General features: G+C 60.4%; 16 protein-coding genes. 5 read left to right on the top strand and 11 right to left on the bottom strand.

Annotated elements, in window-relative coordinates; genetic code table 11:
* Positions 1-17 precede the first annotated feature (17 nt).
* Genes ACRQEC_RS00080 through ACRQEC_RS00070 form a run of 3 tightly spaced genes read right to left on the bottom strand, consistent with a single transcriptional unit; the run spans position 18 to position 3,499 of the window.
* Entirely contained in the window at positions 18-1,151 is a 1,134-nt protein-coding gene (locus ACRQEC_RS00080) for a mandelate racemase/muconate lactonizing enzyme family protein (RefSeq protein ID WP_284889729.1), read from the bottom strand.
* Entirely contained in the window at positions 1,148-2,800 is a 1,653-nt protein-coding gene (locus tag ACRQEC_RS00075; RefSeq protein WP_284889730.1) for a BCCT family transporter, read from the bottom strand. Before ACRQEC_RS00075 ends, ACRQEC_RS00080 begins: the two co-directional genes overlap by 4 nt.
* 48 nt (positions 2,801-2,848) lie before the next feature.
* Entirely contained in the window at positions 2,849-3,499 is a 651-nt protein-coding gene (locus ACRQEC_RS00070; protein ID WP_284889731.1) for a GntR family transcriptional regulator, read from the bottom strand.
* Positions 3,500-3,760: 261 nt separating this feature from the next.
* On the opposite strand from ACRQEC_RS00070, the gene ACRQEC_RS00065 reads away from it, so the two are divergent.
* Entirely contained in the window at positions 3,761-4,885 is a 1,125-nt protein-coding gene (locus ACRQEC_RS00065) for a coiled-coil domain-containing protein (RefSeq protein ID WP_284889732.1), read from the top strand.
* A gap of 214 nt (positions 4,886-5,099) precedes the next feature.
* Here the strand turns inward: ACRQEC_RS00065 and ACRQEC_RS00060 are convergent, their stop codons facing one another.
* The 4 genes from ACRQEC_RS00060 to ACRQEC_RS00045 form a co-directional block, all read right to left on the bottom strand.
* The gene (locus ACRQEC_RS00060; protein ID WP_284889733.1) at positions 5,100-7,589 is read right to left on the bottom strand and encodes a LacI family DNA-binding transcriptional regulator; all 2,490 of its coding nucleotides are present in this window, start codon (positions 7,587-7,589) and stop codon (positions 5,100-5,102) included.
* A 154-nt stretch (positions 7,590-7,743) separates the two neighbouring features.
* Positions 7,744-9,063: a sugar porter family MFS transporter gene (locus ACRQEC_RS00055; RefSeq protein WP_284889734.1), complete on the bottom strand. Its 1,320-nt coding sequence runs from the start codon at positions 9,061-9,063 to the stop codon at positions 7,744-7,746.
* Positions 9,064-9,330: 267 nt separating this feature from the next.
* Positions 9,331-11,487, bottom strand: a complete 2,157-nt coding sequence (malQ, locus tag ACRQEC_RS00050) for a 4-alpha-glucanotransferase (protein WP_284889735.1) — start codon at positions 11,485-11,487, stop codon at positions 9,331-9,333.
* A 188-nt stretch (positions 11,488-11,675) separates the two neighbouring features.
* A complete protein-coding gene (locus tag ACRQEC_RS00045) occupies positions 11,676-13,028 on the bottom strand; it encodes an MFS transporter (protein ID WP_284889736.1) in 1,353 nt (450 codons plus the stop codon).
* 400 nt (positions 13,029-13,428) lie between these two features.
* Between ACRQEC_RS00045 and ACRQEC_RS00040 the strand changes: the two genes are divergently transcribed.
* Positions 13,429-15,084, top strand: a complete 1,656-nt coding sequence (locus tag ACRQEC_RS00040; protein ID WP_284889737.1) for a SulP family inorganic anion transporter — start codon at positions 13,429-13,431, stop codon at positions 15,082-15,084.
* A gap of 23 nt (positions 15,085-15,107) precedes the next feature.
* Here the strand turns inward: ACRQEC_RS00040 and ACRQEC_RS00035 are convergent, their stop codons facing one another.
* Positions 15,108-16,421 (bottom strand): MFS transporter, encoded by a 1,314-nt coding sequence (locus ACRQEC_RS00035; RefSeq protein ID WP_284889738.1) that lies wholly within the window; start codon positions 16,419-16,421, stop codon positions 15,108-15,110.
* 92 nt (positions 16,422-16,513) lie between these two features.
* Between ACRQEC_RS00035 and ACRQEC_RS00030 the strand changes: the two genes are divergently transcribed.
* The 3 genes from ACRQEC_RS00030 to ACRQEC_RS00020 all read left to right on the top strand — a co-directional run bounded on the left by ACRQEC_RS00030 (position 16,514) and on the right by ACRQEC_RS00020 (position 21,086).
* Complete coding sequence (locus ACRQEC_RS00030; RefSeq protein WP_284889739.1) at positions 16,514-17,212, top strand: TetR/AcrR family transcriptional regulator; 699 nt, start codon at positions 16,514-16,516, stop codon at positions 17,210-17,212.
* 156 nt (positions 17,213-17,368) lie between these two features.
* Positions 17,369-20,119 (top strand): DNA methyltransferase, encoded by a 2,751-nt coding sequence (locus ACRQEC_RS00025; protein WP_284889740.1) that lies wholly within the window; start codon positions 17,369-17,371, stop codon positions 20,117-20,119.
* Position 20,120: 1 nt separating this feature from the next.
* A complete protein-coding gene (locus ACRQEC_RS00020; RefSeq protein WP_284889742.1) occupies positions 20,121-21,086 on the top strand; it encodes an acyl-CoA thioesterase in 966 nt (321 codons plus the stop codon).
* Positions 21,087-21,270: 184 nt separating this feature from the next.
* Here the strand turns inward: ACRQEC_RS00020 and ettA are convergent, their stop codons facing one another.
* The 3 genes from ettA to ACRQEC_RS00005 form a co-directional block, all read right to left on the bottom strand.
* Complete coding sequence (ettA, locus tag ACRQEC_RS00015; protein WP_016442389.1) at positions 21,271-22,950, bottom strand: energy-dependent translational throttle protein EttA; 1,680 nt, start codon at positions 22,948-22,950, stop codon at positions 21,271-21,273.
* A gap of 133 nt (positions 22,951-23,083) precedes the next feature.
* Positions 23,084-23,653 (bottom strand): single-stranded DNA-binding protein, encoded by a 570-nt coding sequence (locus ACRQEC_RS00010; protein ID WP_284889743.1) that lies wholly within the window; start codon positions 23,651-23,653, stop codon positions 23,084-23,086.
* 141 nt (positions 23,654-23,794) lie between these two features.
* Positions 23,795-25,351: a hypothetical protein gene (locus tag ACRQEC_RS00005; protein ID WP_284889744.1), complete on the bottom strand. Its 1,557-nt coding sequence runs from the start codon at positions 25,349-25,351 to the stop codon at positions 23,795-23,797.
* Between the last annotated feature and the right edge of the window lie 196 nt (positions 25,352-25,547).

Here is a 25,547-nt window from a genome sequence, read left to right as displayed (position 1 = left end):
TGGTTGGTTTTCTTGTTTTAGGACGGCATCTCCACCCGATAACGGGCAATGAGATCTTCGTTGAGTTCTATGCCCAAGCCCGGGGTGTCTCGAACAGGGATCTGCCCGTTTTCCAGGGTGAGCGGATTAGCCACTAAATCGGTAAAGAGCGGGCTGGTGCTCTGGGAGTACTCGATAAGGTCGCCTCCCGGAAGCGCGGCTAGGAATTGCGCGGTTGCGGCGAGCAGAATACCGGTGCTGAAGCCATGCGGCACTACCCGGGTTCCCTGTTGCTCAGCGAGAGCGGCGATCTTACGCATCTCGGTGATTCCACCGGCGCGCGTAATATCCGGTTGCACGATATCCGGCCGAGAGTTTCGGATGAATTCGTCGAATTCCGCGAGAGTTGCCAGCGGTTCCCCACCCGAAATCGGCACCGCAACGGATTCCCCTAGCCGCCGCAGCGCGGCGTGGTTATCAACATAAATCGGTTCTTCTACCCACATGAGCCGGTAATCACGCAGGCGCGCTATCTGTTCTGAGGCATAGCGTACGTTTTTCCAGCGATAGACTAGATCCAGCGCAAGGCCAACGTTATCGCCGATTGTCCGCCGCACCGCTGCTACCACTTTTTCATCGTGATCGGGATCAAGACCAAATTGTGCCCCACCCATCTTGATGTCACGAAAGCCGCGACCGATGATTTCAGCACTGATACGCTCATTTTCCGCGATATCGCTCGAGGGAATGAAAGTTCCATAGGCCGGGATGGCATCACGTACTTTTCCCCCCAAGAGCCGGTGAATGGGAACGCCGTAATACTGCGAGGCGATGTCCCACAGGGCAATATCGATGGCGCTGATAGCATGAATGACGGCACCGCGGCGTCCGAAATACGATGATTCGTCAAACATCTTGCGCCACAGACGATCAATATCAAGCGGGTTCTCACCCAGAAGGATCGAACGCAATCCCCTGCTGCTGGAGTGTGATTCCGGAGTCTCAACAATGGTTTTGAGCACCGCAGGCGAACTATCGGATTCGCCAATTCCGGTTATCCCCTGGTCGGTATGAACACGAATGAGGAAGGCGTCTTCGCCCCATTCGCATGGTTCGTTCAGCGCCGGGACTCTTAGCCAAATAGCCTCAACGTCCGTAATAACTATGCTCATTGGGTACCTCCTGCTTCGAGATCGGTTACGACCCGGCCTTCGGATTCGCTGTTATCTATGGGAAGTGTGATTTCTCCGGTCTTCGCATCAAAGTATTTCAGGTCTCGCCTGAGCCATGTGATTAATCCGTAGATCTGGAGCGCTAGCAGGATAACGAAGGGTACCGCGGTGAGCGTCAATCCGGTCTTGAGTGTTTCGAGATTGGCGTTGATCGCGATCATCGCGAAGGGAATCGCACTGAGCATGAGCACCCAGAACATTCTGAGAATTCGGGCCGGATCCTTACCTGCCGGAAGATTACGTGTACTGACGGTCGAAATTGTGAAAGCCGTGGCATCAAGATGCGAGGAAAGGAAGAGCAGCATAATGATGAAGTACACGATGGCGAAGATGGTGCCCACGGGAAGGTTCGCTAAGAGTGCCGCCACCGCGGATTCACCGCTATCCTCCACCAAGATCTTTGGGGCATCAATACCGCCGCTCACCAATTCGTGAATCGAGTAGCTGGAGAGCACACCGAAAACGAACATGATGCCTGCCGCACCGCCACCGACGAGACCGAAAACGACCTGCCGGATAGTTCTGCCTCGCGAGACGCGAGCAATGAAAATGGTTACGCCAGGAAGGTAGGACATCCAGTACAGCCAGTAGAAAACAGTCCAGTCGCGGGTGAAACTACCCCCGCCCACCGGATCGGTGAAGAGGGACATATGCACGAAGTTCTGGATCTCCAGCCCCATAGCATTCGTTGCGTTGAGCGCAATGAATTCCGTTGGGCCGATGATGAGAACCACGAATGCGAAGAGGAAAACGCCGACAACGGCAGCTCGGGCCAGTTTTTGCAATCCCGAGGTCAATCCTGCATACGAACTCAATCCGAAGAGCAGAGACGAGAACAGCAGAATAACCGTCTTGAGAATCAGGGAGTTAGAAATTCCGAAAATTCCGGAAAGACCAGCGGAAATGGTATTAACAGTTACCGTAACCGTGAGGATGAGCCCACCGAAGGTAGTGAAGAGGAAAATAATATCGATGACGCGGCCAAGCCAGCCCTTCGCTTTGACTCGTCCGTTACTGACCGCTTCCATATTGCCGGCGTAACTGAGGTGTTTGCCGCGCCGAATATGGAAATAGTAGGCCATTGCAATACCGGCAATAACGTACATCGCCCACGGTGTGGGTCCCCAGTGGAAGAACGCATAGGCCAGACTCTGGTCCAGCGCTTCACGGGAGTGGGCTTCAAGGTTGAGACCCGGGGTGTTGTAATAATAGGCCCATTCCATGAATGCCCAGTACATTGTTGCGGAACCAAGCCCCGCACTGATGAACATAAAGAGCCAGCTAGGCGTTGAGTATTCCGGTTTCCCAGATCCCAGTTTCACGGAACCGATGCGGGAACAGGCAAGTACCAAGGCCATGGCAACGCAGAAGAATCCGAGGACCTGAATGGGAACACCGAAGATTCGGGTGGAGCCATCAAAAAGGGTACTTGCACCATTTTGGGCCTCATCTGGCCACATTAATAATGCGATAACAACAAGGGCCACAACGATGATTGACCCAATAACGAGAACATAATCAGGGCGGGATTTTGCACCGTCGGTCGCGGTGGCGACCGACGATTTATCCCTCAACTTTTTCTCCGACACGGAAATCTCCTTTGATTATCCAGACGACGGCGAGGAATTCTTATTTATTCAATTGAGATAGTCGAGATAGGGTTTATTCGTTTCGATAATGTGCCGACCGAGCGCCTTTAGACTCTCCTCCTTATTGCCCGTTCGGAAAACACGCAGTAGTTCGCGATGATCTTCAACGAAGGTTGGCAAGGCACCCGACCTCCCCGTTTGCAAAGCAAAATGCATGCGGATTCGCGGATCGATAGCATCCCAAACGCTCCGAACCGTATCGGACTGGGCCGCATCAACGATCAGACCGTGGAAAGCGATATCGGCTTCATTAAAAGCATCGATATCGCGATCCAGTACCGCTCTATCCATCAAGCGCACCAAGTTCTCCGCCTCGTCAAAGTAGTCAGAGTCCAAGGCGTCAAAGGCTTCGCCAAGCGCAAACTGTTCTGTTTGCACCCGCAGCGGGAGAAGCAGACCCTCCACCTCACGGCGTGAGATAGAAGCCACCACTGTCCCCGTATACGGAGTAGCCACCAAGAGACCTTGGAGTTCAAGAACCACGAGAGCCTCACGCACCACGGTGCGACTCACCCCGTAGGTCTCACAGATGTCCTGTTCAACAACACGGCTTTTCGGCTCAAGTTTCCCGGTGAGAATCTTCTTACGTAATTCTTGGACAAGTCGATCCTTCATCGACAGTCGCACCAGACGTGCCATCAAAGCCTCCTTCGTTAGCGTCGATTGTATACAATCCACAATCGACTGTCTAGGGGGTCGTATTCGTCTCGCTACTCTTTCTAAATCCGATCATAGTTCCCTCACACCTCAAGCAACCGGATGCCAGTACCGGTACCCGCCACCCCAAAGCTGGAACTATCCTGGATATTTTTATCATCACATTTCCTAATATCCTTTTATTACTTCGCTATAAACTTGTGGTGCAAAACCGTCATACCCAAAGAAGAGGAAGACACCCCGATGAAGCACCCGAGTTACCTGGCCGTTGCCGCCGCCGCGGCCACAGCCATGTTCATTCCAGCCGCAGCGTTAGGTGCCCCGGCCACCTCCAATACTCTTACGAGCAATCTTTCCCGCGCGGCTGCGGATACGAACAGGGATAAGGCCGCTGAAGAGAAGGCCGCCGCGGAAGCGGAATTGGCTCGGGTCAACGCTGATCTTGCCACCGAAAAGGCGAAGATTCCGAGCCTCGAAGAAGACCTGGCCGCCGCGCGCCAGCGCCTTGCGGACCAGGAAGCTCCCCTTGCCCCGTTGCGCGCACAGCAGCAGGAATTGAGCAGTGAATGCGGCAAGCTCGGCCCCGCCATTGCTAGCCAGGAAAAGAAACTGGCGCAGCTCCAGGCCACGCTCAAGGAAGTTCAGGAAACTGAATATGCCACGATTGATGAGAAAAATGCGCTGGTGGTCAAGCGCACGCAGATGCAGCAGGCCGGCGCGGATGTGACGGAAATCAGCGCGCAGATTGACGCGCTGGAGAAGAAGCTTGAGCAGCTGCGCACCCAACAGCAGCAGCTCAATACCCAGATTTACACGCTCAAGCCGCTGATCGAGGAGCTGCGCGGCGCGCAGGCGCAGTGCCCGGCGATGGAGGCCGAGCTCGCCCAGCAGATCAAGGATGCGGAGGCCGCCGCCGCACCGGCGCGCGCTGAGGTCGCCGAGAAGGCGAAGGCGCTTGAGGCGGCGCAGGCCCGCGTGGCTACGCTCACCGAACGCGCCGCGGTGCTTGAGAAGAAGATCGCGGAGCTGAATGAGATTCTCGCCCGCCCGCTTCCCGCGCAGCCGGCGCAGCCTTCCGCGCCAGGTATTACGACGACGCCGCCAGCCGGCCCCGCGGCCACTCCGGCCGTCACCGGCACCCCGGCAGCGCCCTCCGCTCCTGCCGCCCCGGCAACCGCCGCGCCTGCTGCAACAAATACGCCCACGGCAACCACGGCGCCCACCGCGACAGCAACAGCTACGTCCAAGGCCAATGCAGCCAAGCCGCAGCTGGCCCACTCGGGTGCGGAGCTGGGCGGCGCCATTGGCGCGGCCACGGTGCTCCTCGGAGCCGGCGGGGCGCTGGCAATCCGGCGCGCGCGCCACTAAGGAACCAGCGGCTAGGCGCCAGCCACTGAGCGCGCGCCACTAAGCACCGGCCACTGGTGCCAGCCACCAGGTGCGCGTAACTAGGCACCAGTCCCAGCGTCTAGCAGGAAAGCTACATTCCTCGCATACAAGCCGAAGCGGCGGATACCCACCGGTATCCGCCGCTTCACTTATTGCGCACTGGTGCTGTTATGCCACGGTGCCGCGTCGCCCCTTAACGCAAGGCACGCGGGAGCCGGGCGCCGTCGTCGTTAAAAGCGGAGAGGCGATAGCAGGTGACGGTGAGCTCGCCGCTCACCTCCATCCGAACCCGGCCGCGCGGGTAAATGCGCTGGGTGAAGGAGGTGGTGCCTTCCTGGAAGAGCTCCACCAGGGAGCCGTCCATCCACAGGGAGGCCGGCGCGTTCACGGCGGCGGTGAAGAGCACCTCGTTCGTTTCCGAATCGCGCAGCGAGATGGTGCCGCTGCCCGCCAGGTCCAGGGAGAAGGAGTGCAGCTCGGGCAGTTCGGTCACCACGGTGCCCTCGCCTTCGCGCAGCGCGAAGATTTCGGGAGCCGGCTCAGTCCACACGCGCCCGTCGGAAATACGCACCTGGCGCGGGTAGGTCAGCGCGCCGTTGTAGCCCGAAGCGTCGATATCGGCATCAGTGCGGTCGGAGCCTTCCCAGGTCCAGCCCCAGGCGAGTACGCGCTCCCCGTCCACCACGCACTGGGGCGCGTAGAAGTCCGGCCCGGCATCGAATTCACCGCCGGCACGGGGCACGAAACGGGGGTACCCGGCGCTCATATCGAGATCGCCCACCAGGTAGGCCACCCCGGTGAGGTGATCCATGAGCGTTTCCGCTTCCACCCACTGGGAGACGATGAGCACCCACGCCTCCCCCACCTGGATGAGCTGGGGGCATTCCCAGATGGAGGCCGGGGCGTAGATGGAGGCGAGCGGGTCGTCACCCACCAGAAGGGTGTCCAGGTAGCGCCAGTTGCGCCAATCGGAGCATTCGTAGAGGAAGATCACGGGCGTGCCGTCCTCGAAGCCGCCGCCGTGGATGGCGTAGGTGCGCCCCTCCACCTGGAAAATGAAGGGGTCGCGCATGGCGCGCACGTTTTCGATGGGCGGCATGGTGGCGACGACGCCGGTGGGCTCCCAGCCGCTCCTGTCAGCGTTTTCCTCCGCCAGGACCGTCACGGAAGGGCCGTCCCCGCGGGTGACGGCGGTGTAGAGCAGCGAGGATACTCCCTCGTGCACGGTGCCCACACCTGACCAGCAACCGGCCGAATCGGGCTGGCCGGGGCGCGGTTTGAGGGCGATGGGCTGCGCCGTCCAATTGACGAGGTCCGTGGAGGTGGCATGGCCCCAGTGGATGTGGTCATGCCAGGGCGCCTTGGGGTTGTACTGGTAGAACATATGCCAGGTATCGCCCACCTTGTGGATGCCGTTGGGGTCGTTGACCCACCCGAAGTTCGGGCGCACGTGCAGAGCGGGGAAGAAACGGTCGGGGAAGTGGTCGAGCTGTGTCATGATTGCCTCCTTTGTTGAGGGGGTTGGGGGCGGCGTGGAGGCCAGCGGGGAGCGGCTGTGTCCCTCATCGTTGAGGAGGGCACGGTCGGGTACCCAGCCGGCGTGCCGGCGCCCGTGGGCTGCGGCATAGAGCCGATGTTGGTCAGTTCCCGCCGTTGAGCTTTCCTGTGGCGCCGTGGGGCAGCCGCAGCTCGGCCCGGTGATGACGGTGCAGGGCACCAGTCGGGTACGGTGCCGCTCCGCGGCGGCATCCGGGTCACCGAGCAGGCGGGTGATTTCGGTAATGGCGCGCTCGGCAACCTCTTCTACCGGGTCAACGGCGCGCAGGAATGATTGGGCTTCGGGTAGGTGGGAGTCATCGAAAACGGCCAGGCGAATATCGCGGCCCGGGGTCAAGCCGCGGCGCCGTATCTCCGCCATGGCGGGTACGCACATGGCCGAGCTGCCCAGCACCAGGGCGTCAATATGGGCGCAGGAGTCAAGCACCTGGGCGATCTGGCGGCGCACCGCCCGCGGGGAGGAATGGGCGCCCACCAGCTGGTGGCGGGTCACCCGGTGGCCGCGTTCCACCAGGGCTTCCTCGAAACCGCGCATATGCTGCGAGCCGTTGGCGATGCGCCGGTCCGGGTAGAAGAGCACCGGGTAGCGCACCCCGTGGTCGAGGAGGTGGGCAGTGATATCGCGGATCCCCTGCTGGTAGTCGGTGCTCACCTGCGGGGCCACCACGGCGGGATCATTCCCGTTCACCACCGCGAAGGGGATGGCGTGGCGGCGCAGCCGCGGCAGCGAGTGCCGGCGCCATCCGGGTACGGGGCTGATGATCACCGCGTCCAGACGGTGCGCGATAAGGGCGCTGAGCGCCGCTTCTTCGGTATGCACATTCGCGCCGGTATCCAGTAGGAAGGGCACCAGGCCGGCATCGGTGGCCTGGCGGGCCAGCTCCAGGCTGACCGCCGTACCCCCGGCGTTGCCGAGCAGGGTTCCCACAATGGCGATTCCGGGTGAGGCCCCGGCACGTAGGGAGCGAACGGTGCGCGGGCTGGAGTAGCCCAGTTCCGCTGCCGCCTCGAGCACCCGCATCCGGGTGGATTCGGCCACCCGCCGGGTCCCGTTGAGCACGTGGGACACCGTGGTGATGGATACCCCGGCGCGGCTCGCCACGTCTTTCATCCCTACGCCCGCCATTGTTCCTCCTTCTTACCTTGTACGACGACGCCGGCGGCCCGCTGCGCGGGCCGCGCCCGCCGGTCGGCGCGCACCTCGACGGTGCGTGGGCACCGTACCAGGCGCGGGGCCCGCGGTGCGCCGCACCGTGGGCGCGCCATGGGCGCCGCCCGGGCTACACGTCCTCGAGAAGAGTTCCCTTCGTCTCCGGCATCATAGTCCGCGACCAGATAACCGCGCCGAGCATGCACGCAGCGTAGAAGAGGAAGGTGAAGGTCATCGAGGCTTGGAACATCACCGGGAAGGTACCGGAGATGATAGCGGCGGAGACCCAGTGCGCGGCCGAACCAACAGCCTGGCCATTGGCACGGTGGGCCGGCGGGAAGATCTCCGAGATGAAGACCCACAGCACCGAACCGATACCCACCGCGAGCGCCGCGATGAACACGATGATCAGGACCAGCACAATAATGCCGGTGGTGGTGGACAACTCCGAGCCGTTGAAATAGAAGATTCCGGCGATGGCCAGCAGCGCCACCAGGTCGATGCCGGCGCCCAGGGTCACCAGCGGGCGGCGCCCCACCTTGTCCACGAGGGAGCGGCCCAGCAGGGTGAAGGCCAGGTTGGTCAGGCCCACCAGGATGGAGGAGGCGAAGGCGGCGTCGCCGGCGATGCCGGCGGACTGGAGCAGGGACGGTGCGTAGTAGAGCACCGCGTTGGTGCCCGCGAATTGGGAGAAGAAGGCGATGAGGATCGCCATGGTGATGGGGCGGGCGGTGCGCTTGGAGAAGAAGGGCTCCGTTGCCGCGGCGTGCGGGGCGGCGTTATGCATATTTGCCATGACCTGCGCGGCTTCGGTCTTGCCCCACAGGTCTTCCATGACGCGCAGCGATTCGGCATCGCGCCCGCGGGTGTAGAGCCAGCGCGGGCTTTCCGGGATGAAGTAGCACACCGCGAGGAAGATGAGGGAAGGCACCGCCTGGATGCCGAGCATCCAGCGCCAGCCCAGCTCCACCGGCATCATCTTGACGATGATGTAATTGGAGAAGTAGGACACCACAATGCCGATCACGATATTGAGCTGCACCGTGGCCACCAGTTTTCCGCGCCGTGCGGCTGGCGATATCTCCGCCGTATACAGCGGGGCGATCACCGAGGAGGCCCCCACCGCGATCCCGCCGAGCATGCGGAAGATGAGGAAGAAGACCCAGCTATTGGCTACCGCCACGCACACGGAGGTGATGAGGTAGAGGGCAGCCACGCCTTTGAGAACGGGGCGCCGGCCCCATTTATCGGCCGGGATGCCGCCGAAGAGCGCCCCGATAATGGTGCCGATGAGGGCGCAGGAGACCGTGAAGCCCAGCTGCCCGGCGCTCAAATCCCATTTATCTTGGAGGGCTGCCGTGGTTCCGGAAATGACCGCGGTGTCGAAACCGAAGAGGAAGCCACCGAGTGATGCGGCGGTGGCCGAAAATGGTACGAGGTGTTTTTTCATGTTCTCTCCTCACCGTTGAGAATGCTGTTCGTGGCTGGTGCTGCGAGGGCGGGAACGGTGCGCTTCCGTTGCGCGCCGTGCTCCTTGCCCCGTGCCCCGTTTCCTGATCAAGGAAGGGGCAGACCGGCCGGTGCATTCACTCTAAGAAGAAGTGCTGGCATGAGATAGGCCCGTCTCCTAAAATTTGCGCAAATTTTAGGAGACGGGCCTAGCTGCGTCGTCGTACCTTTTAAGACGACCGCGAACCGCTACTGTGCCTGAGCCGCCTTAGCTCCGCGGGTGGCAGCGCTCGTATTCCGCCGTGTACGCGGCGATGAGGGAACGCAGCCGGGGGTGCTCGCCCAGGTCCTCGGTGAGAACCACCTTTTCGGTGCCGTCGGCCAGCGGGATCTTCCAATTCGGGTATTCGGTATCGGTCCCGGGCTGGTTTTGGGTGCGCCGTTCGCCCACCGCGTCCACCAGGGCAATGGCCTGGAGCTGGGCGGGGGTGCGGGCGATATAGCAATGCATCGCCTCGATGAGCTCGCGCTCCGTGGGGTCGTGGCTGTCCAGCAGGCCGCAGCCGCACAGGGTGTCAATAAGCACGCTGCGTTCCCGGCGGGCTTCTTCGCGCACCTGCTCCACGGGCTCCACCAGGATATCCAGGGAGGCGCGCAGGTCCACGTGTTCGCCGGCCAGGTAGCCGGCCAGCGGGGGCAGGTCGTGGGTATCCACCGTGACCAGGGAGGCGCTGCGGTAGTGTTCGGGGGCACGGAAGGCTTCCCCTTCCTTTTCGAAGAGCATGACGGAGGTGCCAAAAATGCCCCGTTCGGTCAGGAAGTCACGCACCCATGGTTCCACGTTGCCCAGGTCTTCCCCGATGAGGAAGGTGCCCGAGCGCGCCGCTTCCAGCATGAGCACGCCGATGAGGGCTTCGTGGTTGTAGTACACATAGGTGCCGTCCACCGGCTTATTACCCGCCGGGATCCACCACAGCCGGAAGAATCCCATCACGTGGTCGATACGGAGCGCCCCGGCATGGCGCATAACGGTGCGGGCCATATCGCGCACCGGTGCGTAGTGCTGGCGGTCGAGCTCCACCGGGTTGAAGGGCGGCGGGGACCAGTCTTGGCCGAGCTGGTTGTACATATCGGGCGGGGAGCCCACGCTCACGCCGCTGGCGAAGGCATCCGGGTTGGCCCAGGCGTCCGCCCCGCAGGCCTGCACCCCCACCGCGAGGTCGTGCACCACGCCGATGCCCATGCCGGCATCGCGCGCCACCTTCTGGGCGGCTTCCAGCTGCTGATCCATGACCCACTGGCACCAGCAGTAGAAGTCGATGCGTTCGCTCAGCTCAGCGCGTTCACGGCGCGCCGCTAGGGTATCGGGGCGCTCGCATTCGACCGGGAAGTGCTTGCCGTAGCGCTCGTACATCGCGCACCAGAAAGCGAAATCTTCCAAGCCCTGGCCTTCGGCCGCGCGGAACGCGTCGAAATCGGCCTGGCGGGCGTGGCTGCGCGGTTCGCGGTAAATCACTTCGAGGGCGCTGCGTTTGGCTTCCCAGCAGGCGCTGCGATCCAGCAGGGTATTGTGCAGCGAGGATTCCTTGGGGGCCTGCCCCGCCCACGTGACCATGGAGCGCTTGCCCGAATCCATATAGGCCACTTCGCGGATGTCCTCCGGGCGGATGTAGAGGGGGTTGAAGAAGCGGCGCGACGTCGGCAAATACGGCGAGTTCGTGAGCTGCCCGCACGGTTCGGCGGCGTGCAGCGGGTTAATGAGCACGAATTGCGCCCCCAGCCCACCGAAGAGCGAGCCGAGTTCGGCCAGGTCCGCGGTGTCCCCCGTCCCCCAGGAGTCACGCGAGCGCACCGAGTAGAGCTGGCTCATCACGCCCCAGCCGGCCACGCCTTTTTCTGCCGGTGCGGGCAGGCGCGCGGGCACCACGATGAGCGCCCCGCTATGCCAGGTGGCGGCCTCCTCCCCCGCTGCCGGCGGGGTGACCTTGGCGCGCACCGTATGGTAGCCGAGCGGCAGATTGCCCGGGATGATAAAGGCGGCGCGGCCGATCATGGCGCCGTCGATGAGGCGCGGCAGTTCAAAATCTTCGGCCTGCACGGCGGGTAGTTCCGTGCCGTCTTCTAGTTCGTAGGTGAGGATCACGGCGGCACCGTGCGGTACGTGCACGCGGATGATCTGCTCGTTTCCTTCGCGCACCACCGTGGTGGCGGGCAGCACGTGGCGCCATTCGCGGCTATCGACCGTGTCCAGCGCCGCCTGCGCCGCTTCCGGAGTGGAGGTGTCAATCCCCATGGCCGCGAGCACCGCGACGAGCGTATCGGCATCCACCGTCACGTATTCGCCCGCGAAACTCCAATAATGCGTTGCCACTCCGTATGCATCAGCGATGCGGTTGAGCATATCTTGCGGTGGTGAACCCGCCATGGTTCCCTCCTTGTGTCTCCCCGTGTGTCCCCGGTTGCTCGCCTCCGGTGGCGAGCCCGGTTACTAGAATATCTGCTCCGTTGCCTTTCCGTGGAATTCCGCGCCGTGGTGGGGATGGTGCGACGACGACGGCGCAGCTGGCGCGGGCACCGCTGAAGCGGAAATCTACCCAACGAGCGACTGCCCCGTTATGCCGTGCGCGCAGGATAAGCGTGCCGAAGATACATGAAGGAAATAATCGCTGTACCCGCGATAAGCAGCCACGTTATTCCGTAGGGCAACGCAGAAATACCATCTCCCGATACGAAAGCCAGCGCCACGATAGAGGTGGTGAGCGGGATAAACATTGTGGATGCCAGGGATTCCACGATTACCGCAGAGCTGGCCATCTCTTCGATGGTGATGCCGTCGGGTTCGTCCGGGTCGTCGAAGAAAATATTGAGGGTGTCCAGGTAGGCGATGCCCATTCCAATCCCGGCAAGGGTCCACGCGATGCAGAATACGGGGGTAGCCGATGTGGGGCGCCATCCGGAGAAAATCCACGCCGCGAAGAAGAGCGCCGCGAGCGCGATGAAACCGAGGCCAAAAATAACACGGAGCCGGTATCCACGCCGGGACGTGGCCGGCTTGATGCCGCAGACCACGCCCACGGCGGCCCAGCCGAGGCCGCCGCCCATAATGATGATGCCCAGGGCATCCGGGCCGGCCCGGTAGAGGTCGTGCGCGGTGAGGGAGACAAGTTCATTTCCCGCAAAATAGCCACCGGTTAGGAAAAGCATGCCGGCCAGGGCGGCGCGGCGAGGTGTTTTTTGAGTGAAGGTGCTCTGCGGCATGAGGAGCACGGCCACGCGGCCCAGCACCGCCACCCCGATGACCATGAGCACGATCTTGAGCGGGCCGGATGCCGGGATAATTGTTATTCCCACGCCCGCCACAATGAGGAGGAGCGCCGTGTAGGAGAAGGGCGATTCTTTGCGTTCCCCTTCGGTTTGCAGATTGAGGGCGATAACGAAGCGGGCTACCAGAAGCAGCGGCAGGTAGAGGAGCATGGCCCAGCGCCAGGAGAGCAGGTGCGTTGCCCACGCGGCGTAGGTGGGTCCCACCACGGAGGAGACCACCCAGCTGGCGGAGGAAAAAGCTAGGGTGAGGCGCCGGGCGCGCCCGGAAAGGCCCAGCGCTACCGCGCCGATGGAGGTCATGGCCAGGGTGGAGCCGGCCAGCCCCCGGATCGCTGCCCCGAGAAGATAGACCGATATATGGGGCGCCGCGGCGCTGGTGCACGCACCCAGCACCAGGAACACGGTGGCGCCCATGAGGAGGCGCGGCAGACGCATCCGATTCATGAGCGCCGCACCGATGGGCAGCCCCGCCATGGATGCAATCGCGGATACTCCCATAATCACGCCGTAGAGATTTTGCGCGTGCAGGTCTTTGGCCAGAATCGGCAAAATCAGCTGGTTGAGGTAGGTCTGCATTCCCCCGATAAGTTCGAGGATAATGACGGCAATAGCGATGACCAGCCCGGCGCTTCGTTTTTTCATGGTCTAACTGTAGCCGGGCCGGAAGTCCCAAGAAATACCGAAGCCGTCAAGAGATCTCACCACAGACTCCGTCTCAAAATGCCGCCCCATAACTCCATTCCCAAAAGCGGCCCCGCACCACCACCCCACACCACCGTCTCAAAATATGGACACATATGCTATGGTGGCTTCGTTCGACCAAGCACGCATCTAGACGCCACCGCTGCACAACGGCGCTATCGGCTACACGCCAGCGCTATCGGCCGCACAACAGCAACCCGCTGAAAACGGCATTTTTCGCCACGGACTCGCACTATCCCAAGCGAAACAGCACGATTCGAGCGCCGCACTCTCCACGTATGAGACTCTCCACGTATGCGCGATATGGCCTGTTCAGATGCTGAGATTGTGAAAGGTTTCTGTGCCCGCTTTTATTACACATCTGTGTTCCCTACTGCCCTGCGCCGCCGACCTGCGCGCCACCAAAAAATATTGGCGCCAAGATATTGCCGCGGGCATCACGGTGGGAATCGTGGCCCTCCCCCTGGCCCTGGCTTTCGCTATCTCCAGCGGCCTGAGCGCGGAGGCCGGCCTCATCACCGCCATCGTGGCAGGAATTATCGCGGCAATCTTCGGCGGCTCCAATTACCAAATCTCCGGACCCACCGGCGCCATGGCGGTCATCTTGGCCCCCATCGTCGCCGCGCACGGTACGCGAGTGGTGCCGCTCCTGTGCCTCATGGCGGGAGGCCTCATACTCCTCGCCGGAGTGCTGGGCCTGGGGCGCGCCGTCTCCCTCATCCCCTGGCCGGTGATCGAAGGTTTCACGGTGGGCATCGCCGCCATTCTTTTCTTCCAGCAGGTCCCGAATATTATCGGCGTGGAGGCCCGAGCCGGCCTGAGCACCCTCCCGGCAGCATTCGACGCCCTCACCCGCATAACTCCCGCAACGGCGCTCACCACGGGGCTACTCTGCCTGGCCGCCATTATCATTATTGGGGCGTGCACGAAAATCTCGAAGAAGCTCCCCGGGTCCCTCATCGCGGTACTGGTGGTGAGCTTGGCTGCCTGGGCCGCCAACCTCACGGTGCCCACCATCGGCACCATCCCCTCCACTCTCCCCGCACCGGTCTTCCCGGAAATCTCGGTGAGCCTCCTCAGCGCCCTGGCGCCGGGCGCGCTCGCGGTGGCGGCCCTGGCGGGTATCGAGTCGCTCATCTCCGCGCGGATCGCGGCGGGGATGGTGCGCGGCGGCAGCTATTCTCCGGATCGGGAGCTGGTGGGCCAGGGCCTGGCATCGGTGGGCTGCGGGCTTTTCGGCGGCATGCCCGCCACCGGCGCCATTGTCCGCACCGCCGTGAATGTGCGTTCAGGTGGGCGCTCGCGCCTGGCCGCCATCATCCATTCCCTGATCCTCATCGCGGTGGTGTATCTGGCCTCCGCCGCGGTCTCGGCCATCCCACTGTCGGTTCTTGCCGGCGTGCTGGTGGTAACCTGCTACCGCATGATTAATCCGGATACGGTGCGCCAGGTGATGCGTTCCAACCGCTCGGACGCTTCCGTTTTCGTAATCACGGCGATTATTACGGTGGGTCTGGATATTATTTGGGCGATCACCGTGGGAATTATTATTTCCGGGATTCTGGTGTTGCGGCGCATGGCGAACCGTTCGGGTATTTTCCGCGAGGATCTCCCTTCGGATCCGAAAATTGCTATTTTGCGGGTGGACGGCACCATGTTCTTCGGTGTGGGCGACCGCATCGAGCGCGAAATCCCCCGCCTGGCGGGCGTGGACGTGGTAATTTTGCGCCTCTCCCGCGTCGGAATCGTGGACGCCACCGGGGTGCGAGCCCTGGCGCAGGTGGTCGACCGCCTGGTCGATGCCGGCAATACCGTGCTGGTCAAGGGCCTCCCCAAGCAGGTGCAGGAGATGGCCCAGCGCATGGAACTGGGCCAACTCAGCATCGGCGATTATCTTTTCGCGGATATGGACGGCGCGATGGCGCAGGCCCGCCGCATCGTGGCCGCGAATGGCAGCTCCACCGCCACCGGCCGTTTCCGCGCGGTCGAAGAATAAGTACGACGACGCCGCCTCCCCCGCTACCGCCTAAATGAGGGATGCACCGCACTCATGAGAATGCCCAATGCCAGCAGCACCACGCAGACCGCAATCGGTAGCCACGGCGCGATGCCGTAGAGCGCCGTGGATGCAACGGGGGCCAGCACATAGGCCATGCCGTTATTGGCATTGATGAGCCCGGCCATGCCGCCCTGCTCGTGCGGCTCCATCTTCAGGGTGGGCGCGGTGTTATAGCCGGGCATCGCTAAGCCGGAGCCGAGCCCTGCCAGCACGCAGGCCAGCACGAAAATCCACAGGTGGATCGGGTAGAGCAGCAGGGCCACTGCAACGAAGAAGATCACCAGACCGCGGCGGAAGAGCTGCACCGCATTCCAGCCGAGCCACGGCGCCAGCGCGGCCTGGGCGATAATCATGACCACTCCCATAATTGACATGCACAGAGCCGTAAATCCGGCGGTGGCCGCCGCTTCCAGTCCCAATGCGTCTTGCAGCAGGAAGCCGAAGACGGTGGTCAGGGTGGAAAATACGGTGAACATGAGGAATCCACAGGCCAGGAAAGCGAATGCCCGCGGGTCGAAGTAGCTAACTTTAGCGGGCTTTTCCACCCGCTTCTCGCCCCGGGTGGGCTTGAAGGTTACCAGCAGCACCACAACCCCGGCCAGGATCATGAGCGGCATGACTACCAGCGGCAGCATAAATCCGCCGAGGGCCGCCAGGCTCCCGCCCACCAGCGCGCCGAGGATGGTGGCGAATCCTTGCGCGGCGCCCAGCATGCCCACGCCTTTGACTCGCTGCGCCTCACTGTAGGTGTGGGTGATGATATAGGTCTGTGCGGCGGGCGTGATGGCGGCGATGGATCCGCCGTACAGCAGACCGCGGGTGAACACCACCCCGATCACCAGGGCGCTCCCAACCAGCGCGCCTTGCAAGCCAAACCAGGCCACTACCGCGAAGGCCGCGAGCGCGGTGGCCGCGCCGAGCATGCCGGTCACCAGAATGGGGCGGGTGCCCCGCCGCAGAGAGACCCTACCCCACGTGGTTGAGCTGAGCGAGAGCACGATGGCAGCCAGGGAGATCGTCGCCCCGATATGCCATTCTTGCAGGCCAATTTCGCGCGAGAGCGGGGCAATAATCGGGTTGAGAATCATCTGGCCCATATAGGCCAGCAGTACCGTGAGAAATAGTGGGAACAGGCCAGGGATCTGGCCTTTCCTCGAGCTGGGTTCAGGCGCGGCTCCCGTTTCGAGTTTCGATGCGGATTCCGATCCGCGTTCTGATACCGGCTCCAATTCCGGTTCCGCTGCCGGTTGCGGGTGAGTATTCGCGTCGGTCATAGCGCTTCCTTTTCAGAAGTAATGGGTGAACGGCACACACACTAGAACACTGTTCTAGTAATGTCAATGCGGGGTGGCGATATGCTGGGCATATGCACGCTAAATCCGTGAACACCGGCCGGCGCGTCGGTCTGACCCAGGATAAAATTCGCCAAGCCGCCCAGGGCCTCTCCCGTGACCGCGGCATCGAAAACTGGTCAATTCGCGATTTAGCGCTCGAACTCAAGGTCTCCCCCTCGGTGATTTACCACTATTTCGCCAACCGGGATTCCATCGTCGATGCCGTGATCGCGCATCTCATCGGCTCCATCGCCCTGCCCGAAAAAAGCTTGGAGTGGAAAGAGTGGTTCATGGCGCTCGCTCAGAACGCCCGCCCGGTTCTGCTTGAGCATCCGGGGGTGACGGAGCGGATGATGCACGGCAATTTCAGTGCCGAGATGCTCCCCCTCCTGGAAGCGTCTTTCGAAAAACTGCACGAGGCCGGTTTCCACCATCACGCTCCGCAGGCCTACACCATGATTATCAATACAATTCTGTGGGCGATCACGGCGCGTAATTTGCGCAGCCCCACTCGCCGCGAGCAGCGCCACGATCTAGGCCGCATGGTGGCCGAGGCCCAGCCCCTGGCCGCCACCTCCACCGCGCTCAGCGATATGCTCACCAACTACCTGCTGCCCCTTACTGATCCGCAGCACGAAAACCAGATGAGCCAGGAATACTTCACCATCATGGTGCAAGCCCTCCTGGTCGGCCTGGAACAAACGCTCCTCCCCCGCGAAAGCACCGACTAATGCGCACCAACTAACGCGCACCGATGAGCGCACACCTACAGCCACACCTGCACCAGCACCCGCAGCAGCCCCTCCCGCCGAGCCACCGCCTAAGATAGTCCCATACCACCCCGGCCCGCACCCGCGCGCCCGGGCCCGCCGTGAAAGGAGCCGCGCGTGGCACTGACCCTATCCACCATCGAGGAAAGCGTGCGCGCGCTGGCCGGCCAGCCCAGCTACACCCGCGATTTCTTCTTTGACCTGCTGCGCGCGTACGGCATCTCAAAATCGTCCATCGCCCGCCTGCGTTCCACCACCGCCAGCTCCATCAACGTTGCGGCCGACCGCGAACACGAAATCGCGTGGAAAAACAAGCTGTACATCCGCGAAACCACCGGCGACCTCGTGGCCGCGGCCCTCGATCTCAAAACCAGCGACACCGCGATCCGCTACAACACCCGTTTCGTCATCGCCACCGATTACACCAGCCTCGCCGCTTTCGATACGAAAACGGGCGATTCCCTCATCACCCCGCTCGCGCAGATCGACAAAAACATCACATTCTTCTTGCCGTGGGCGAATATGGAGCGCCGCGATTTCGCCTCGGATACCAAAGCGGACCGCCGCGCCGCCGAACACATGAGCAAGCTCTACGACGACCTCCTCGAAGCCAGCCCGGATATGCTCACCGACGCCACATCCCGCCACGGCCTCAATATTTTCTTCACCCGCCTTCTTTTCTGTTTCTTCGCGGAGGACACCGGCATTTTCGCGCGCGGCCAATTCACCAGCGCCATCGGCTCCTTCACCGCCCGCGACGGCTCGGACACCGCGGAATTCCTCCGCACCCTCTTCCGCGCCCTCGACACCCCGAACGCCGCGGACAAACCCGTCTACCTGCAAGACTTCCCGTACGTCAACGGTCGCCTTTTCCGTATTAATAACGACGACGACGCCTCTTTGGCTGTCCCCCACTTCACCATGGCGGCCCGAGACTCCCTCTTGCGGCTCGGCACCCTGGATTGGTCAGAAATCAACCCGGATATTTTCGGTTCCATGTTCCAGGGCGTGGTCGATAAGCAGCAGCGCGCCAACCTGGGCCAGCACTACACCTCGGTTCCCAATATCTTCAAAACCATCCGCCCTCTTTTCCTGGATGAACTGGAACAGCAATACGATGCCGCCGCCAACTCGGTAAAGAAACTTCGGGCACTTCTGGACAGAATATCAAAGATTCAAATTTTTGATCCCGGGTGCGGCAGCGGCAATTTCCTTGTCATTGCTTATAAAGCACTGCGCCAGCTGGAGCATAGAATCCTGGAGCGCATCGACAGCCTCTCCACCTCCGGCTCCTGGTCCCTGCTAGGGATGGGTGAGGAAGAAAAGCTGGGTGCGGCTACCCTGGGCCTGGCTTCGTCGGTCATCAATATTGAGAACTTCTACGGCATCGAAATCGATGATGTCTCGGTCGAAATGGCAATCCTCTCGCTCTGGATCGCCAAGCACCAGATGAACGAGGAATTCGCGGAGAAATTCGGGGTGGATATTCCCCTCATCCCGCTCAAAGAAACCGGGCATATTGTGCACGGGAACGCCACCCGCCTCGACTGGAACGAGGTCTGCCCCAATAACGGAACCGATGAAATTTACATTATCGGGAATCCACCGTATGTGGGAAGTACGTGGCAGACTAAGGAACAGAAGGAGGACTTCGCCTATGTTTTCAATAGCGCGAAGTATCCAAAGAAGCTCGATTACGTTGCTCTGTGGTTCATTAAGGGCGCGAATTACATCCGCGGCACCCGCGCCAAACTCGCTTTTGTGACCACGAATTCCATTACTCAGGGCGAGCAGGTTGCACTGCTCCACCCGTATGTTTTTACGGGCGGTATTGAAATCGGCTACGCCTACACCTCGTTCAAGTGGAGTAATAATGCCTCCCATAATGCCGGGGTGACCGTTGCCGTTATTAGCCTGCGCAATGAATCTTCCGAGCCGAAATACCTCTTCACGGACCTGGTGCGAACTCCGGTTGAGAATATTAACGCCTACCTCATTAACGGGCCAGACATTTACGTCTCCTCCCGGCGCACGGCTCTTTCACCGGTACTACCTAAAATGACCAACGGTTCAAAACCCACTGACGGTGGTAACCTCATTCTTTCCTCGGATGAAACCGAAAAAGCTCTGACAGCGAATCCCGACCTTGAACAAGTTATCAAGACTTTCGTGGGAGCTGATGACTTCATCAATGGGAAAGAGCGTTTCTGTCTATGGCTCGGAAAACAGGATCTCGACCAATTTGGTGATGATCCATTCGTAAAAATCCGTCTCAATCGCGTTGTACAGTCACGGTTAGCCAGCAAGAAAACAGCAACCCAGAGCCTCTCTAAATACCCCTGGAAATTCGAGTTCACAAGCTACAAACCGACGGATTCAATCATTGTCCCCGAGGTGTCATCTGAGCGGCGCGACTACATTCCCATCGGCTATCTAGATGCCGACACGATAGTTTCTAACAAGGGACAGGTTATCTATGACGCGGAACCATGGCTTTTTGCGCTTCTAACCTCACGTATGCACATGATTTGGACCAGAGCCGTATGCGGACGATTGGAGACAAGGCTCAGTTACTCAAGCACGATTGTTTATAACACTTTCCCCGTGCCAGAGTTGTCGGCGTCGTCGAAAGAAGAACTCACGAAACGCGCGCTACGCGTACTCGATGTACGCGAATACCACTGCGAAAAAACACTCGCCGAGCTCTACGACCCGGACCTCATGCCACGCAACCTCCGCGAAGCACACGAAAAAATTGACGAAGCAGTCGATAGACTTTATCGCAACAAGCCCTTTGCTTCTGACGAGGAGCGGCTAGCCGTCCTGTTTGAGAAATATCAGCAGCTCGTTGCGGCGGAGGGGAAGTAGCGTGGCGCGCGTCGCCGGGAATGAGGAAGATATGCACCGCATCGATATACCGGAAACGCACACGGAGCCCCTGGCGTCGATTCTCAATAATTTGCGGCTGGAGCGCTGCGGAACGGGGCGGTATCGCGGCCAGAACCTGGTGCAGATTACCGGCAAAGTGTACGGCGGGCAGGTGCTCGGGCAGGCCACGATGGCGGCGGCTGATGATGTGCAGCGCTCGCTCGGCATCGGTGAGGATGAGCGGCTGGCGCATTCCATTACCGCGGCGTTCCAGCGGGCCGGGCACCTGGATGAGCCTATCGAGTTCCAGGTGGAGGAGATCAACGATCTGCGGTCTTTCTCTACCCGGAATGTCACGGCCTATCAGGGCGACCGGTTGATTTTCACGGCACGGGTGTCGTTCCAGTTGCGCCAGCCCGGGCCTACGCTGGCTTCCTCCATGCCGGATGTTCCCGGGCCGGAGGGGCTGCCTTCGTCGGTGGATTTCTTCGGGGCGCTCGATAATGTGTTCGCGAAGGTGATGTCGTCCACGAACGGGATTGATATGCGGCGGGTGGAAGGTGATATCTACCTGCGGCCGGATCCGGGGCGGTCTCCGCGGCAGCATCTGTGGCTGCGGGCGCGTTCGCCGATGCCGGAGGGGACCTCGCGTACGTTGCAGCGGGCGATGCTCGGGTATTCGGCGGATCAGTTCATGTTGGAGCCGGCCTTGCGGGCCCTCGGGCTGGCCTGGCTTTCCCGCGGGATTTCGGTGGCGACGCTCGATCACGCGATCTGGTGGCATCGCAATTTTGATATGTCGGAGTGGATTTTGGCGGAGATGGAATGTGTTTCCGCGCAGAACGGGCGCGCCCTGGTGAACGCGAAGTTCTTCCAGGACGGCCGCCATATTGCCTCCATGAGCCAAGAAGGGATGGTCCGGGTGCCAGAACGACACCCGGACCATCCCGAGCAGCATATTGAGTAGCTGGCGGCAGCTACTCAGTGTGGGCACTATGTGCGCGTGGGCATGAGCAGTTGGCTCGTGCCCGTGCACACATAGTGCCCGTACGCAGTTAGCGCGCCTGAACTTTTCGCACGCGCTTAGCGCTGCGGCTCGCCTAGCGCGTGAGCTTGTTTAGCGCGTGAGCTTGTTTAGCGCGTGAGCTTGTTTAGCGCGTGAGCTTACGGTGGGCGCCGGCACCCGGGTTGAGTGCGGCTTCGCCCAGGCGTTCCACCTTGTTCTTCTCGTAGCCTTCGAAGTTACCTTCAAACCAGTACCACTTCGAGGGATCCTCATCGGTACCTTCGTAGGCGAGGATATGGGTGGCCACGCGGTCAAGGAACCAGCGGTCGTGGGTGATAACCACGGCGCAACCCGGGAACTGCAAAAGCGCGTTTTCCAGGGAGGACAGGGTTTCCACGTCCAGATCGTTGGTCGGTTCGTCGAGGAGCAGCAGGTTGCCGCCCTGCTTGAGGGTGAGGGCGAGGTTGAGGCGGTTGCGTTCGCCACCGGAAAGCACCCCGGCCTTCTTCTGCTGGTCCGGGCCCTTGAAGCCAAATGCAGAAACGTAGGCGCGCGAAGGCATTTCCACCTGGCCAACCTGGATGTAATCCAGCCCGTCAGAAACAACTTCCCACAGGCTCTTTTCCGGGTCGATACCGGCGCGGTTCTGATCCACGTAGGAGATCTTCACCGTTTCCCCGATCTTCAGCTCCCCGCCATCGAGGGGTTCGAGGCCGACGATGGTCTTGAAGAGGGTGGTTTTACCCACGCCGTTCGGGCCGATAATACCCACGATGCCGTTACGTGGCAGGGAGAAGGACAGCCCGTCGATGAGCACGCGGTCCCCGAAGCCCTTCTTGAGGTTCTTCGCTTCGATAACCACATTGCCCAGCCGCGGCCCCGGCGGAATCTGGATTTCTTCGAAGTCGAGCTTGCGGGTGCGTTCGGCTTCCGCCGCCATTTCTTCGTAGCGTTCCAGACGTGCCTTCGACTTGGCCTGGCGGCCCTTCGCCGAGGAGCGCACCCACTCAAGTTCATCCTTGAGGCGCTTGGCGAGCTTGGCATCCTTCTTGCCCTGGATTTCCAAACGATCCTTCTTGGTTTCCAGGTAGGTCGAGTAGTTGCCCTCATAGGGGTAGAGGCGGCCGCGGTCCACTTCCGCGATCCACTGCGCCATATTGTCCAGGAAGTAGCGGTCGTGGGTGATGGCGATAACCGCGCCCGCGTAGGACTTCAGGTGCTTTTCGAGCCACAGCACGGATTCGGCATCCAGGTGGTTCGTCGGTTCGTCAAGGAGAAGCAGATCCGGGGCTTCCAGCAGCAGGCGGCACAGGGCCACGCGGCGGCGTTCCCCACCGGAAAGCACAGACACCGGGGTATCCCCCGGAGGGCAGCGCAACGCGGCCATGGCCTGCTCCAGCTGCGAGTCCAGATCCCAGGCGTTCGCGGCATCGATTTCCGTTTGCAGCTTGCCCATTTCTTCCATGAGGGCATCGAAGTCCGCATCCGGATTCGCCATTTCTTCACCGATGGCGTTGAAACGGGTGATCTTCTCCAGAATGTCCTTACGCCCCAGCTGCACGTTTTCCAGGACCGTCTTATCCTCTTCGAGGGGAGGTTCCTGGAGGAGGATACCCACCGTGTAGCCCGGGGAGAGGCGCGCCTCCCCGTTGGAGGGCTCATCCAGCCCGGCCATGATCTTCAAGATTGTTGATTTACCGGCACCGTTCGGACCGACCATGCCGATCTTGGCTCCGGGGAAAAACGCCATGGTGACGTCGTCAAGGATGGTCTTATCCCCCACACGCTTGGAAGCGTGGATCATCTGGTAAATGTATTCAGCCACTTATCCCGTCCTGATTCGCGATTCAGTGCCGCGCATCGCGCTAGGTGTTGCGCGAGCGGCCCAGACCAGTGTACCGAGCCGCCCGCGAAAAGTCCCCCCGATGTGACTGGAACCGGGATGGGATGGGATTTTCTCAGACAGAGGAACGCTGCGCGGCCAGGGCTTCGAAAACGTTCACGCCGATGCTTTCGTCCGGAGCTTCATCCGCCGATAGCACTTCGGCCGGGTCGGAATTCTCGATGAGCCAGCGGCTGTCCCCCGGCGCGCTCTCCCCGGCCGCTGTATCCGCGGAACTCACCGAGCCAGTGGCTCCGCCATTCGTTTCCCCAGCTGGATCGGGGCGAACTTTGACGAAACTGGCCCGCCCGGTGGTGAGCTCAACTCCCACGGCATCGGCAAAGAGGGTGAGCCCACGCATGGTGGAACCGTCCTTACCGGTCCATTCGCGCATATCGAGCCGCCCGCGCACCAGCAGCGGAGTGCCGGTAGTCACCGATGTTTGGATATTACGGCCGAGGGTGCCGCGTGCACGCACCGTGTACCAAATGGTATTGCCGTCCTCAAAGCGGTTAGTTTCCCGCGAGAAATAACGCGGGGTCACCCCAAGATTGACCGTGGTGACATCCCCACTGGTGGCATTCTCATAAACTTTCGGGTTGCCGCCGGCATATCCACGTACCGCGACGATGGTGTCATTAACCATGATGCTGTCCTTTCCCACCGCCACGGACGGGCGGTGGACACCATCATGACCCGCTCACTGTCGCTCGGCTATCGGCATAAGCCCGCTTGTGGATAACCATGGCATTTCGGCAATCTGTGGATAGCTATTAAGAGACAACTGTCACGGCATGTTATCAAAACTAAAAGAGAACCTCTGACGCTTCACGCTGAGAGTTGAGTCAACTGAGCGGTAATAAATGACAATTCCTTCCTCTTTCAAGCGTTCGAGAAGCGCACGATCAGCCGGAGTATCTGGGATACGCACCCGTGTTGATCCCGTGGTCGTGAGTTGGCCATAGTCACCACCCATAAGCTTCAAAATCCTAAAGAGCTCGGTGCGCTCGAGACCGCGGAGGTGCGGTTCAAGAAGCGCCACTACGAATTCCGGCGGCACACCATTCATTGCCATCTTCTCAACGACACGTACAGGAACTCTTTGCTTCTTTCGGAGAGCACATCGCGCTAATTCAATCTGTCCTCGTTGATCAGTCACCTCGGCGTACTCCGCTATTTTCTGGGCAATAGCTAGCTTGATTGACCAGTTGATTCTGTCATCCGTCAGAATGGATGCTACATCCGCTTTCAACAATTCGGGTGTCATATATCTTCTAAAATTAGACGATTCGCAAAGAACTTCTCTGCGTGTAGGCCAACTCATCGCTTTAAGATGCCGATAAACCGCAGCAGTGTCCTTGATGAGCTTATTTCTCAGCAACAAAGCAAATAAGTTACCCTCCTCCGCGGCGATTTCTCCGATATTGAGATAAGCATTGAGCCTTAGACTCATGACCAGATCTACGCGCAGTTTAGCGTCGGGTAGTTTCTCTCTCGCCGCAAGGATCTTGGTAGCTACAGTAACCTTTTCCTCTTCGTCGATAGATTCTACTTTACTAATTTCACCCGCTCGTGCAAGCAACGAAGAAAGCGATTCATCAATACCCTGAGAGTCAAGGTACCGGTTCACGTTGCTGAACGTTGCGGAAAAACGCTGATCCTGCGCTAACACTGGCCACACACGCTCTGGGACACTACCGAGCTCAGTAATTTGACAGGATGAAGAAGCACGCTTAATTACAGTATCTAGAAGAGAAAGTTCTTGCTCACTCAAATCCTCAAGCACTGTGCCAAACTGTTCACAATCATCAATCGTCGCAGAAGAATCAGCCACCGCATCCAGATAAACACGGAGATTATTGAGGACATAACCGTAGACATTTTTATCTGCATCTCGAATGGTATCAAGGCCGACTGTTTCGTCATTGTTAATGGCAATGCTCAGATTCTCATGGGTAATTTCGTAAAGATCCCGCGATATGAACGCTGGCCGGACATTCAATGAGAGCGGCTTCAGACTTGGGAGCAGAATATTCTCCCCAGTGAAGAGCTTTGCGACGCGCTCTGCCTGTTCGGGTGTTCCGTAATCTGTAAGCATAGGCAAATCGGCGCAGTGATTTCGCAAATACTCAATAACGTTATGGTCCACCAATGCTGTAGAAGTCTCAATATTGGCGATCACGACGTCCACGAGCTCAATCCGCAAAGACTCCTCAAGCTTAGCCTGGGTAATTAGATAGAGAAGCACTCGTTGAGATATCGTCGCAAGCCTTCGGATAACCTCGACGGGTTCCTTACCAGAACTCACATATGCATCCAGGAATTTGGTCTGTGCCTCTCCCATCTTGTCAAACGAGCGAATCATAATGTTGGCCGCGTCAGCTTTAGGATTAATGCCAGGGGAAACATCCTCAACCGTTAGAAGATGGTCCAGAATGGCAATATTATAAAGCGCCGGCGTCGCTAGTGTACCGTCCTTGATTTAGCTTTCTGGTTGTTGGGTGGGGGTTTCCAGGGTTGTTCTCGCGCGTGCTATTTTC

It is taken from the genome of Actinotignum saccati (genome assembly GCF_051265055.1).
Classification (GTDB): Bacteria; Actinomycetota; Actinomycetes; order Actinomycetales; family Actinomycetaceae; genus Actinotignum.
Note: the sequence above shows the minus strand (reverse complement) of the source record. Positions and strands in the feature narration are given on the sequence as shown.